Annotated in this window: 11 protein-coding genes; all 11 read right to left on the bottom strand. The window is 54.8% G+C overall.

The window, feature by feature from the left end; translation table 11 throughout:
• Positions 1-66: 66 nt before the first annotated feature.
• Positions 67-861, bottom strand: coding sequence for a motility protein A (locus TMES_RS06770; protein ID WP_085580726.1), 795 nt, complete (start codon positions 859-861; stop codon positions 67-69).
• A 23-nt stretch (positions 862-884) separates the two neighbouring features.
• On the bottom strand, positions 885-1,139 hold the full coding sequence (fliN, locus tag TMES_RS06775) for a flagellar motor switch protein FliN (RefSeq protein WP_371440813.1): 255 nt from the start codon (positions 1,137-1,139) through the stop codon (positions 885-887).
• Positions 1,140-1,366: 227 nt separating this feature from the next.
• Complete coding sequence (locus TMES_RS06780) at positions 1,367-2,449, bottom strand: FliH/SctL family protein (RefSeq protein WP_085580730.1); 1,083 nt, start codon at positions 2,447-2,449, stop codon at positions 1,367-1,369.
• 98 nt (positions 2,450-2,547) lie between these two features.
• The gene (gene fliF, locus TMES_RS06785) at positions 2,548-4,200 is read right to left on the bottom strand and encodes a flagellar basal-body MS-ring/collar protein FliF (protein ID WP_085580732.1); all 1,653 of its coding nucleotides are present in this window, start codon (positions 4,198-4,200) and stop codon (positions 2,548-2,550) included.
• A 296-nt stretch (positions 4,201-4,496) separates the two neighbouring features.
• Positions 4,497-6,212 carry a flagellar hook protein FlgE gene (locus TMES_RS06790; RefSeq protein ID WP_085580734.1) on the bottom strand — a complete coding sequence of 572 codons (1,716 nt, stop codon included), beginning with the start codon at positions 6,210-6,212 and terminating at the stop codon, positions 4,497-4,499.
• A gap of 52 nt (positions 6,213-6,264) precedes the next feature.
• Positions 6,265-7,053, bottom strand: a complete 789-nt coding sequence (locus TMES_RS06795; RefSeq protein WP_085580736.1) for a flagellar hook assembly protein FlgD — start codon at positions 7,051-7,053, stop codon at positions 6,265-6,267.
• 16 nt (positions 7,054-7,069) lie between these two features.
• Positions 7,070-8,782, bottom strand: coding sequence for a flagellar hook-length control protein FliK (locus TMES_RS06800; protein ID WP_085580738.1), 1,713 nt, complete (start codon positions 8,780-8,782; stop codon positions 7,070-7,072).
• A 567-nt stretch (positions 8,783-9,349) separates the two neighbouring features.
• Entirely contained in the window at positions 9,350-9,880 is a 531-nt protein-coding gene (fliS, locus tag TMES_RS06805) for a flagellar export chaperone FliS (protein ID WP_085580740.1), read from the bottom strand.
• A 53-nt stretch (positions 9,881-9,933) separates the two neighbouring features.
• Positions 9,934-11,736: a flagellar filament capping protein FliD gene (fliD, locus tag TMES_RS06810; protein WP_085580741.1), complete on the bottom strand. Its 1,803-nt coding sequence runs from the start codon at positions 11,734-11,736 to the stop codon at positions 9,934-9,936.
• A gap of 110 nt (positions 11,737-11,846) precedes the next feature.
• Positions 11,847-12,245, bottom strand: coding sequence for a flagellar protein FlaG (locus tag TMES_RS06815; RefSeq protein ID WP_085580743.1), 399 nt, complete (start codon positions 12,243-12,245; stop codon positions 11,847-11,849).
• A gap of 90 nt (positions 12,246-12,335) precedes the next feature.
• Entirely contained in the window at positions 12,336-13,661 is a 1,326-nt protein-coding gene (locus tag TMES_RS06820) for a flagellin N-terminal helical domain-containing protein (protein WP_085580745.1), read from the bottom strand.
• Positions 13,662-13,847: the final 186 nt, after the last annotated feature.

Genomic DNA, 13,847 nt, shown 5'->3' on the forward strand with positions numbered 1-13,847 from the left:
GATCCGCTTTTGGTGTGTCTGTGCTGTGATACCATTGTTTCGTTACCGAAAAATGGCGCCACCGGATCAGTCAAAATAGCTGACCCGCTTTGCCGGGGGCAAAATTGAATTGAGCAACATTTCAAGGCGGCGGGGGTTTTCCTGCCGACCGATTGAAACGGCGCCAACCATATAGACCGAGTTTAATAATTCTTCTTCCTGCGAGTTGCGTTCCAGTTTGGCTGCCAGCGGCATAAACACCATGTTGGACAAAACCGCGCCATAAAACGTTGTCAAAAGGGCCACCGCCATGGACGGGCCAATCGAGGATGGATCATCAAGGTTGCCCAGCATCTGTACCAGACCGATCAAGGTTCCGATCAGGCCCATGGCCGGGGCAATGTCGCCTGCCTTTTTAAGCATGCTTGCCCCTTTGTGATGGCGCGAAATGGTGGCGTTCATGTCCTTGCGCATGATCCCCTCTACTTCTTCGGGCGGGGTGCCGTCCACAACCAGGGACAGGCCCTTCCAAAGAAATTCCTCGCCGAGCAAACTGTCGAGATGTCCCTGCAGTGACAGGACACCGCCCTTGCGGGCAATTTCGGCCAGTTGCAAAATCTGCAATGCTGCATCTGCCGGGTTACGCGACGGATGAAAAATCGTCCGCGCCAAAACCTTGCCAACCCCGAGAAATTCGCTCAGGGCAAAACACACTGCCGTAATCGCGGCAGTCCCCCCGATAACAATCAGGATTGACGGTACGTCAATAAATGCCCCGGGCGATCCGCCCAGGAAAATTGCAGCAACAACCAACGCAAACCCGACGATCAGTCCGACCACCGTTGCGATGTCGAACTTCGTCTTCGTCCCCCCGTCCGCCATTCACAGCTATCCTTCTGACCAGCCTAGTTTCGTTCTGATTTAATAATTTCCGTCATGGTTACCCCCAGACGGTCTTCGACCACAACCACTTCGCCACGGGCGACCAGGCGGTTGTTGACATATATATCAATAGCTTCCCCAACCTTGCGGTCAAGCTCGACGACGGCCCCACGCCCCAATTTCAGCAACTGGCTGACCTGCATGGTGGCTTTTCCCAGAACCGCAGATACCTGAACCGGAATATCATATACCGCCTCAAGATCCTTGGATGTTTTCATCCCTTCGCCACCGGTGTCGAGTCCGGCGAGCAATTCTGTTCCTTCGCCTTCCAGTTCGATATCGTCATCATCAAGTTCGGACAGTTCCAGATCGTCATCATCTGCCATTTTAGTCTCCTGCTGGTATCGGGGTGGATGGCTCCTGCCGAACCTGTATTGTCGCTTTCATCACCGGTCGGATGCAATCTATTGTTTTTATCTGCCGGGTGTCTTTTTTATGTTGCGATTCAGGTGGTGCCGGGCGGGGTGTCGGGCTGGCGTGCCATATTTTCCGTGCCTTCCGGTGAAACGGCGGCATCAGGGTCGGCTGGCGCGACATCCGGGGTGGCGCTGGCACTGCCGGTGGCAGGCGCATGGGGGGCAGGCATATCTTGCTTGGGCGTCAAAGGGTCGGGTGTTTCGGAATGTTCGTGATGTTCAGGATTTTCAGAAGGTTCGGACATTGCCGAATTTTCGCCACTGGCCGACATATCGGGCTTTGGTGCCGAAGGCGCGTCGGTGCCGGTACCCGGTTCGGGCGCGGGAAAACGGCTTTCCTGTATGTGCGGGTCCGCCATCGGGTTGTCGCCAAGGTTAAACCCGTCGCGATGGGCGATGATGGCATTATCAACAATGGCGTTGATTTCCGACCATGTTCGTTTTTGATCCCGGATGGCAGTGCCATCCCCCCACGAGACCCGGCAATCGCCGCTGGCAATGCTGGCTTCACCCACCACCACGGCCTGGCCCGAAAACCCGCGGCTCCGGGCAATTTCGCTAACGCGTTTTTGCAGTTCGTCGGCAATGGCGGGATGAACCTGGATCAGGACTTTGGGCGTATCAAACAGGTTGGAAAGGCATTGGCGAACAATGTTTTCGATTTCGATTGTGGTGTTTTCAAGGGTCCAGGCCGGGATCAGCTTTTTCAGGATCGCCCGTGTTACATGAATGGAATCTTCGGCCGTGCTTGCCTGGGCGCGTTTTTGCAATTCGTCGATATGGTCCAGCCGTGCTGCAATTTGCGCTGCCGTATCGGCAACCGTTTTTTCCACCGCTGCCAGAATTTCATCACGGCCCTGTGTCAGTCCCTGGCTATGTCCCTGGGCAAAGGCTTCTTCGCGCGCGCGTGTTTCGGTATCGCGCAGCAGGGTTTGCATTTGTTCTTCGGTGTAAATGGCCGGCGGTGGCGGCGGCACATCTTCTTCGGCTTTTTGCTTCTTTTTTGACTTCCGCGTTAGCGAATAGCGTTCCTGTGACGAACCCGCAGGGCGAATCACGGTATCGGCATCGTCAAAATTAAGCTCAAATTTGAATTTTTCGATCGCAGTCATATCACATCGGCAATCTGTCGGGTGTTAGTCCGGGGCCGTAACCCCGGATCAGGAATATCGAACGCACCGCGCCATCGCCCCCCGGCGGCATTCTGGCCCTAGTTTTCCTGGTAAAGCCAGTTGCGAATAATCGCCAGGGCTTCTTCCGGGTGTTTGTCGACGATTTCGCCAATCTTTTTAACCGACGATGCTTTGACCCGGCCTTCGACCTGCGAAATGTTGATCAGTTCGTCATGTTCTTCGGACATGTGCGCACCCGGTACAGGGGCAGGCCCCGCCAATGCCGGTGTGCCCCCTTCCATCATGCCGCCATCTTCGGCCAGCAACTGGCGCTGGGCCATGTCGGCGGCACTGGGCAAGGTTTCGAAGGCCCGGGTCAGAAGCGGACGTACCACCAGCAAGATAACAAGGATGGCAACAATTGCCAGCACCAGCATTTCGGCGATGCGGAAGACCTCGGTCTTGTCGAGGCCCAGGAAGGTATCAACCGGTGCATCCTTGAAGATATCGGAGCTGTCAGCAAATTTCATATTGATGACTTCGACCTGGTCGCCGCGATTGGGATCATAGCCAATGGCACTGCGCACCAGGGCGGCAATTTTGTCAAGATCGCCCTTGGAGCGTTCCTGATAAGTCTTTTCACCATTTTCGTTGGTATTATAGGTGCCATCTACCAGAACAGCGACAGTGACCCGCGAAATCTGGCCGATTTCCTTGATGCTGGTGGTGGTGGTTTTTGAAATTTCGTAATTAACCGTTTCTTCCGACCGGTTTTCCTGGCTGTTGCTGCCCGCACCATTATTGCCCAGATTGGGGTCGGGCAGGTTGTTTTGCAAGGTTACAGGGTCGTTGCCATCGCTTTCGGTATTGTTTGATGTCTGATCAACCGTCTGGCTCGAACGCACCACCTGTTCGTCAGGATTAAACCGTTCGTTATTGGTGGTGACCTTGTTGAAATTCATATCGACCGATACTTCGGCCCGAACTTCGCCATAGCCCAGCGAGCGTGACAGCAGATCCTCGATGGTGTTGCGCAGACGGGTTTCGTTGCGGATGCGCATTTCATCGGCGGTCTGGGTCAGGAAGGTGGCCGTTTGCTGCTCGCCATCGCCACGTGCCAGCAAATGCCCGCGTTCATCAATGATGGAAACCTTGCTGGGCACAAGCTGGGGCACGGCCGCCGCGACCAGATGCTGAATGGCGGTAACCTGTTCGGCATCAAGGTTTTTGCCTTGCAGCTGCAGCGCAATCGACGCACTGGGTTCCTGGGTTTCGCGCGAAAACATTTGCCGTTTGGGCAGAACCAGATGGACGCGGGCCTGTTTTACTGCATCAATCGAGGCGATGGTCCGCGATAATTCGCCTTCAAGGGCGCGCACATGGTTGATGTTTTGCTCGAAACTGGTCGAGCCCAGGCCGTCCTGCTTGTCGAAAATTTCATACCCGACAGAGCCGCCGGTGGGCAAGCCAGCTTCGGCCATTGAAATGCGCATGCGGTTGACTTCGTCGGACGGGACCAGAATTTCGGTACCCCCTTTGAGCAACTGATACTGGATTTGCTGGCTTTCAAGGCGATCAACAATTTGCCCGGCATCCGCCGGAGACAGATCACGATAGAGCAAATCCATGTTCGGCGCCGAAACGCGCAAAACCAGAAAAGCAAAAAACACAATCAACAACAGGGCTACGCCCGACAACGCCATAAGACGTGTCGGCCCCAGGCTCTTGAGAGTCTGTAAAATGCCGCCCATTCAGGCTGCTCCTATCCCGCTCGGTCACCCCAATTCCCCAACTGGTATGGCGTCATGACGCTTACCAACCCTTATCACGAATAGGGGTGCAAGTTGAAGAACAGGTTAACGACCGGCAAATTTTGCCCAGTGATGACCGTTTGCCGGCATCTTTGATTGAAAGACCGCTTACCCCTTATGTGGGTATCGGATTAACGAAAAAAAAGCCCGGACAAAGCCGGGCGAGTCTCTAACAGTAAACCTGTGGCAAAAAAAGCCATAAAGACGGCGCGGGAAGTTAACCCGCGCCCTCTTGTTTAACGTTTCACCCGGATCAGTTCGTCGAGCATTTCGTCCGTGGTGGTGATGGTTTTGGTATTGGCCGAATAGGCGCGCTGGGTCACGATCATGTTGGTGAATTCCTCGGCCAGATCGACGTTGGACGATTCAAGGGCCGATGCCACCACCGAACCAGCGCCGTTCAGGCCCGGCTCGCGCAGCAGGTAATCGCCCGATTCACGGGTTTGGCGATAGACGTTGCCTGTATGGTTTTCCAGTGAATCCGGGGCCTCAAACGTGGCTACTGCCAGTTTGTAAACCGGGCGTTTCACGCCATTGGCAAATTCCACCTGCAAGAAACCGTCTTCGGTGAAACCATAATTGACCATGGTTCCGGCCTGGGCGCCATCCTGGTTAATAAAGTGGGTGGTGTAATCGACCAGATTGCCGTTGGCATCGGTACCTGCGGCAAACTGGGTGACACCATTGGTTTGACCAATGACACCGGCATCAAGGGTGATCGAGCTGGGTTCAGCCCCGTTTGACCAGGTAATACCGGTAACAGGTTGGTTGACCCGCGATACACCACCTTCATCGGTAAAGGTTTTAAGGGCACCGTTACCGTCAAATGTCATGGTGCCCGATGCGACCAGGCCATTGGGGTGGGTGGTGCCATCAAGCTCGCCGGTCGTTGTTGCACCGGTTAATTCATAGCCCCATTTGTTCTGCCCCAGTTTGATCACCTGCAGGTTCAGCTTGTGGGCTGTTCCGAGTGAGTCATAAACCGTTACCGGCAGGCTGTTATTGGCCGTAATCGCGCCTGAGGCAATGTTGCCAGCCCCCGGGGTAAAGGCCGCCGTGGTGGTCAGCGTGCCAAAGCCCAGTCCTGTCAGGGGGGTGCCGGTGTTATTTGCCAGCGTCAGGGTTTCTTGCGGGTCGGTCGAGGAAATGGACAACGTGTGGTTGGTGCTGGTGGTATCCACCGTCGCTGTTACCCCGGTCAGGGCCGTAATTTTGGCGGCCAGACTGTTAAGGGTTTCGCCCGCGACAATCGTGATTGTGCCAGCCGCTGCGCCACCAATGGAAAGATCAAAGCTGTCGCCTGCGTTAATACCGGCAAGGGTGGTAAGGTCGGTGGTGTCGGCCGTAATACCGGCAGTGGCAGAAGTAGTTGGTGTTCCGGCCAGCGGTGTTTCATCGGCATTAAAGTTGGCACCGAATTCGATTTTTGTGGTCGAGGCTGCCGCCGTCAGGATCGAGTTAACGTCAAGAACCTGCAAGTCACCCGCCGCCGAGCTGTTGGACGAGGTCACAGCGCCGGTTTTGTCAAGAAGCTGACCGCTACGGTCTGTGGCCCAGCCCTGAACGTAATAACCGGCCGTGTTTTTCAGATAGCCGTTATCGTCAGGCTTGAAATCACCCGCACGGGTAAAGAACAGTTCACTGTCTTCGCCCGGGTTTGCTGTGTCACGCACAATAAAAAAGCCTTCGCCCGAGATGGCAGCTGCCGTCGTCGAGGATGTGGCTTGCAACAGGCCCTGTTTGCTGATCAGGGCTGTGGGGTGAAACTGCACCCCGCCCGGTGTATAGTTGGTCTGGCTGGCTGACTGCGTCACCAGGGTCGAGAACCGACCCACGGTGCTTTTATAGCCAACTGTATTAAGGTTCGCGATGTTGTCGGAAATAACGCCAAGGTTCTGACTTTGGGCGTTAAGGCCGGATACACCGGAAATCATTGCACCGAAAAGGCTCATTTTTGTCTCCTGCGCTTACAGGCTGATAGGTATTTCAAAAGTGGTCGATCAATCAGGCGGCTGGATCGCTCGCCGTATCGTCGCCATCGCTTCCGGTGCTACCTGTCCCGGAGGTGCCATCACTGGCGTTATTTGAGGCATTTGCGGCCAGCTTGACGTTGGTCAGGGTCGCAAACGGAACTGACACATCGCCAATCCGCAGATAAATGTCGTCATCGCCAATATCGACACTGTCGACCTTGCCAACGATACCAATCGAGACCGAGGCTTCCTTGCCCTTGTCGTCCTTGAAGGTTTCACCGTCTGTGCCCAGCGGTTTGATAACCATGGTATAGGCACCTTCGGCCTGATCGTTACCGGCATTGTCCTTGCCATCCCAGCTAAAGGATTGAACACCCGACACATCTTCGACCGTTTCGGAATAAACGGTTTTACCGCTCTGATCGACGATCTGAAGCTGGGCCGAGGGCACGTCAGGCGAAATGCTGTATTTGAAATCCAGATTTTCGCCCGGTGTATGCCAGTTGGTATCACCAACAGCCTCAATTTCGGCACCGACATAGGACAGGGCGGACAATTGGCGCTGCTGGCCTTGCATGGTCAGCAGGTTTTCAAGATTTTTGTTGGTTTCGATACCCTGTTCGACCTGGGCAAACTGGCTGAGCTGGTCGGTGAACTTGTCACTTTCCATCGGCGAGGTCGGGTCCTGATTTTTTAACTGCGTGGTCAGCAGCGTCAGGAAGGTATCGAAGTTTTGCGAAAGCGACGTTGACGACGCGGTCGAAGAAGCATTCGCATTCGAGGTCTGAAGACCGATATTGGTTAAGGAAGAAACCGTCATTTTTTATCTCCGGGTCCTAAATGCGAATATCCACGAGGCCATTGGAATTGATGCCGTAACCCACAGCAACATGCTGGGCCAGTTCGGCACCGCTGATAATATCCCCCTCGTTGGGGCGAGAGGCGCCAGAGCGCCCGTTATTATTGCCGTTATTCTGGTTCTGCCCCTGACCACCATCCTGGCGGTGTTCAAAGGTGAAACTTTGTGAATCGGCATTCAATCCGGCATCGCGCAACGCTTGCTGCAGCCCTTTGACATCCTGACGCATCATGTCCAGTGTCTGGCGACTATCTGCCTGCACCAGGGTCTGAACGCGGCCGTCATGGGAAATTTCCAGTTTCACATCCACCCGACCCAAATGTTCGGGGCGAAGCTGTACCGAAATTTTGTCAACACCATCGCTCACAGCGTTTTTGATGTGCACCGCAACCTGTTGCTGGACTGGTTCTGCCGTTGCGGCACTGCGTCCGGCTTGTCCGGCCGCGGTTTGGGCGGCCTGTGTTGCTGCCGTGCCTGTTGCGGTTCCGGGCTGGCCGGGAAGGCCGGTTACCGTAACATTCGCATTTGTGGCATCGGTGGCGCCGGTTGCCCCGATGGCAGCGGTTGCATTGCCACCGGGCTGCGCTGTGCCTGCGGTGCCGGTGCCGGTGCCTGCTGCCTGGGGTGTGGCGGCGTTTTGCATACCGGCAAGGTTGGCCATTGCGGTATTGGTGCCTTGTTGCGCGCCATTATTTGCGGTCGCGGCGGTGCCTGCCGGGGAACTGGCGCTATTTTGTCCGTTTCCTTTGCCGGTATTGCCCCCTGCATTGGCCGCGGTGCCATTGGCATTACCTTTGGCGTTGCCGCCCAGTTCCTGCTTTAACGCGGTTTCAAAATCTGCTGTCGGGGCTGCAGTTTGGGTGCTGCCCTCGGCGTTGCTACCGCTGCCGTTCAGCGCGGCGGCCTGCACTGTTTTGGCAGCCGTGCCATCACTTTGTGCAGTGCCACTGGCCGTGGCGGATTGTGCCAGCCCGGTGGATGATTGTGACAGGGCGGTTGTTGATAACAAGGCATCCTTCGCACTGCCATCGCCGGTCTGGGCGGTGGCGGCTTGGGCACCAATTCCGGTTGGAATGCCGATCGCGGTCTGGCTGGCAATAACGGGCAAGCCGGATGCGGCAATGGTTTCCGCCGTTGCCGGGTCGGCGGTGGCGTCAATTATATCGCCATTCTTGCCGGCATCGGTGCCATTTGTGGCCGTCTTCGTTTGTCCGTCGGGGCTGGTTTCGGCCTTTGCGGAGTCTGCGGTATCGTTGCTATCGGTGCCGCTGGCAGTTTTGCTATCGGACTTGGCTGCATCCTTGACCGGTTTTTCATCCGTATCGTCGTGCCGCGAGGTCGCGTCGTTTTTGTGTTTGCTGTTTTCCGTGTCCTTGGGGTCGCTGTTGCGTGCAACCTTGTCGTCTTTCGGATCGTTCCTGGTGGTGTCCCTCGTCTGCGCCACATCTTTATCGCTGCGGTCTGCGCGTGCAGGTTCGTGACGGTCCTGATTGCTGCGGCTATCGCGCAATTTCAGGCTAACATCGGCACTATTTGCCGGGCGATCCGGCGTGCGGGCAGCGCTTTCTGCCCGGTCGGAGCGGACCTGGTCCATGATGTCGGCGAAGGCCACACTGCGGCTGGCAGGTTGGTTCTGCGCGGGTACCGATATGGTCGGTGTATTTAATTTATCGATCGCAGAGCTGTGCATGACACGGTCCCTTTTGTAAGTCTGCGATAGATAATGCAAACATCGGGCCAGAATCGAAATTTACAAAAAATCATTATCTGGCAAATGGTTGGGGAAGGTGATGCGGGTACGGGCAGTTTTTGCCGAGGGGCAACCGGGGGGATTTGCCCCGTGACCCTTCAAAGACCACGCGTGCAAGCGGGAGCAGCCAAATCGTGCCCGTTTTTGTCCATCGCTGCCGTGAACACCCGGCGGCACGACGGCAAATTAACCCGAAAGCGGGTTGCTGTGGGGCAGAGCACACGAGAGGGGCACGCAAGGGGCCGGGACAGGGGCCGACCGTGACAGGTGCAACGCAATGACAGGTTACAAGTGAAGCGCGGGTAAGGCGGGGAGGGAAGGGGAGGGCCGCGAGGGCGCGATGTCGACCCGGCACCTTTTGCCGCTTCGTCCTTGTCAGGCAGGCTAAAAAACAAATCCTCCGGTCAGAAACCGGAGGGATTTGAAAATAACGAAAATTTTAAAACCGGACGTCGGCGTGGAAACGTCGTTTCAGATGGCGTTGGTTCGGTGCCACAAGATGACGGTTTATGCCGAAATTGAAATGCCGGACGGGCGCGGTGCTTCTGCCGTGTCAGCATCTGCGCTGCTTGCGCTGGCATTGTCGGTGCCGGTCGCGCCTTGCGACATATCTTGCTGGTCGACATTGCCTTCCTTGGCACCCTGAACCGCCTGGCGCAATTCGTCGGCACTGCGGTTGGCCAAAATCTGCCAGGAATCACGCATCGGGGTGAGCAGGCCGATAACATCCTGCGCGGCCTGCGCATCGTTATGGCGGTCAACCTTCATCAGGTGGACCGTTGAAAAACGGTATATTTCACGCAGATTACTGGCAATCTCGCCGCCCTGATCCAGGTCAAGTGTTCCTGACAGGTGAGCAATAACCTCCATCGCCCGGCAATTTGCATTGCAGCGCGCCTGAACATCGTTGGTTTCAATCGCCTTGATGGCTTCCTGAAGCAGCGAGATGGTTTTGTTATACAGCATGTAAACCATCTGTGCCGGCGATGCTGTGTTGACCTGCTGGTCGCCATAGGCGCGGGCCGCGTTTGTATTCATGCCATATTCCTTGATATTCAAAAGGTGCAGATCAGAAGCGGGGCTTCAATCACCTAGTTATCGCTTTTTCCCGCGGCCATCAACTCGTCGAGAGAACTTTGCACGGTTTTAATCTGGGCCAGTGACTTTTCCATATTGATGAACTTGTTCATCATCACTTCGCGCTGGTTGGCGATACGGTCGTCAATGCGCGTAACTTTGTCGGAAAAACTGGTATTCTGGCCTTCAACTGATTTGATTTCCAAGGGCAGGCTGCCATTGTCGCTATCGAGCATTTCCTGCATGGCGAACTGCAACCGGGCACCGAGGCCGACCGACGTACTGATCGTGGCGGTTTCGGTGGCACCATCGGCACCGTTATAGAAAATTTTCAAACCGTCAGCCGTGGTCAGGCTGGTGCCGTTGATTTTGGCGTTTTTGGTTTCGCCGTTAAGCGTATAGGTCGCATCGGTAATATTACCATCCACGTCCTTGGTGACCGAAAATTCGTAATTGCCAGCCCCGGTGTTGCCCGTGAAGCTGGTCATGGTCAGGGCCGGGCTGTCGCTGGTGGCTTTAAAGTTAAAAAGCTCGGCAACTTCATCAACATTGTTGATCAGCATGTCATTGAGCTTGGTTTCGTCAAGCGTCAGGGTGCCAGCCGAATATTTGGTGTCTTCGGTGCTGCCGCTTGCCGCCGCCGAGGTAATGCTGATGCCGATCTGTGCCAGCACGGCAAGGTCGGAATCGCCACCATTGTCCGAACGGAACGGCGTCGAGCCAACAATCTGCTGCAGGCTGGTTTCGATGGATTTTACCGTCGAATTACCCAAAAGCACCGAGCCGTCAGCGGCTTTGTTGGTTTGCGGATCAACATAGGTTTTTTCGTTGATATAGGATTTGACCGCGTTATAGGAATCGACAAAACCGAGGATCGCTGTTTTGGCCGCCGTCAGGTCCTGTTCAACTTCAACATTGATGGTCATGCCCGGTTCGGCATCAAAAAGGCTGATGCTTAGACCATCGACCAGATCATCAATATCATTGGACGGCCGTGTAATCGACACGCCGTCCATTGTGAATTTGGCGTCATTACCCGGGTTAATTTCCTGGGCGGCATTAATGCCAAGTGTGCCCGTGCCGGCATCAACGGCAAGAATGCCGAGGTTTTCCAATACATTACCCGTATCGTCAGACAGGGTCATGCGGTTGGTCGACCCCTCGTCCGAGGAAGTCAGAATAATGGTAGACTGCCCGTCGGCAACCTTGACCACAGAGGCCTGAATGCCGGTGGTGCCGGTAACGGTGTTGATTTTATCGCGAACGTCTTTGAGGGTGTCTGTTGCCGAAACGTCAATCTGCACACTGCCTTTGGCGGTGCCAAGGGTGAAGCTGCCGGTACCAATAGCAGTACCCGCCCCGTTGGTGGCGGTGCTAAGGGCATCATCGGGGTTCATATTGACGGTTTCGGCGCCAATTTTGTGTTTCGAGGCAATCTGGTCAACGACAAATTTATAGCTGCCCGTTGCTGCATTGTTACTTGCGCTAACAGACATCAGATTTGCGGCATTGCCATCGGCAGATGTCGAGAACACCTGTTTGGAGGCAAATGTATTTTTGGACTGATCGAAACTTGCGGCACCATATAGTGTGGAAATCGAGCTTTGCAGATCTTTGACAAGATCTTGCAGCTCGCGCATGGATGTCAGTTTTTCGTCGTTGGCATCGATACGTTTTTCAAGATTGTCGGCCGGGATACGACGGGCCTTCATCATCTGGTCAACGACATCGACAAAGTCGATATTGGAACTCAAGCCCGAAAGCTGAATACGTCCGTTATCGCCAACATAGACATTATTTAAATTGACGCTGCTCATAGTGCGTCTCCCGGTAACTGTAGATAGGCAAAAGCTGCCTTGTAACGATTATGCCCTGAAACTAACGCAAACGCCATGCCGGTTAAGGCATCGGGTGCTGTTAATTAAAATCAGGCTTCTTCGTTCACAAAAGTACCGAGGTAATCACGAATTTGGGAAAACAGGTTTTGTAATTCTTTTGAGGGGATTTCCCGCAAAATTTCGCCGTTGGTACGGTCGGTTACCCTGGCGATGACCCGGCCCGTATCGCGATTGAAGTTTAATTCAACGCGATAATTGTCGATAGGGCGCTCTGGCAGGTCAAGGTCGGCAAATGCCTGTTTCAACTGATCCGTGGCATCAATCGGCGCAATATTGCCGGATGCATGGTATTTCGATACTGATGTGGGACTAACCGCAGGGGAATTTCCCAAGGAAAGGCTGCCGGTAGAAACACCAGTAGCGACGCCGGAAACAGTACTACCGGATGACGGTGTATGAATCGAAGAAGTCGTCTGGTTAATTTCCATCGTGGCCTCCGCCTGTGCCGATCACGTCGGCTACGGATAATTCGAATTAGGAACGGGGGACGCGCCCCCGTTCCTGTTCGAATATCTGGATTACTGCAACAGACGCAGCAGGTTCTGCGGCATCTGGTTGGCCTGTGCCAGCATGGCAACGCCAGACTGAACCAGAACCTGTTTCGAGCTGAACGTGGTCATTTCCGAAGCAACGTCGAGATCCATAAGGGTCGAACGAGCGGCTTCAGTGTTTTCCTGCGTGGTCGAAAGGTTCTGTGCGGCAAAGTCAAGACGGTTCTGATACACACCGATGCTTGCCCGTGCGCTCTGCAGGTCGTTGATGGCATTGCCAACCGTTTCAATCGCAGCCTGTGCGTTGGTCTGGTTCGACAAGTCACTTGACTGCAGGGCATTGGTGCCAGAAGCGGTGCCGAGCGAACCGGCGTCAACAGCGGTCAGGTTGATGGTGAAACGGTCATTGGCAGTGTTGCCTGAACCGATCTGGAAATCAACCGGAGCCAAAGCGGCAGAAGCAGAGGTAGAACGAAGTGTAATCGTACGATCAGCCGCGACATCAGCCGTGGCCCCACCAGTAAATTTGTTGGCATCAGCAGCAAGAGCAACGTTACCAACGGTACCCGTGAAGTTTTCATTCAGCTTTAGCTTAATGCCGAGGTCATCAAAGTTCAGTTCTTTGGTCTGGCCTGTACCAATTTCTTGTGAGCCGCCAGATGCAAATTGGGTAACGTCGATCGATTGCGTAAGGGGATTGCCCGCAGCGTCGTTAAGAGGAGTCGTGCCATCTGAGGTGGCAGACAATGTCAAAATCGTACTGCCAGCAGCATTCGTTTCCATGCTAAAGGTAATTTGGCTTCCCGCTGGGGTGGGGGTGACTCCATCGTCCGCAGGAATGGGTGAATTGGCCGAGAAAGTCAGGCCTTGGATACCCTGGGTCGAAGTCACTGCCGCACCAATGGCAGTCGGATCAACTTCCGCACCACCGCCTGAACCCAGCAACTGAACGTCATTGAATTTGGTGGTACCGGCAATACGGTTGATTTCGTCGGTCAGGTTGCCGTATTCGTCGTCAAGGAAGCCGCGTTCGGTGTCGGACAAGTTGCCCGAAGATGCCTGAACAGCAAGGCTTTTCATACGAACGAGAACGTTATCGATGGTGGCCATACCGCCGTCGGCGATCTGAAGCATCGAGTTGGCCTGTCCAACGTTAACCGTCGCGGTTTTCAGCGACTGGCTTTCTGCATTCAAACGGGCACCAATGGCCATCGAAGCTGCGTCATCACGCGCAGACACGACACGGGTACCAGAAGACAGTTTGGCGAGCGAACGGGTCGCCATGTCATCGGATGCCTGCAGGTTACGGTGCGCAACGTTGGCGGCATAGTTGGAAATGATATTTAAAGACATAGTGATAAACTCCTACATGGATCACTTGCAATTGGCGATTTTGCCAATCAAACCCGGCGATGTTGCCGGAGGGCACCAAGATCTTCTTGATCAAGGAATGCCGATTCGATAGTCAAAATATACCCAACTGCCAAGATAAAGTCTAGCGTTTTATGAAGCCCGAAATTACCAAGCAGGAACAACGGG

Source organism: Thalassospira mesophila, from assembly GCF_002115755.1.
Classification (GTDB): Bacteria; Pseudomonadota; Alphaproteobacteria; order Rhodospirillales; family Thalassospiraceae; genus Thalassospira; species Thalassospira mesophila.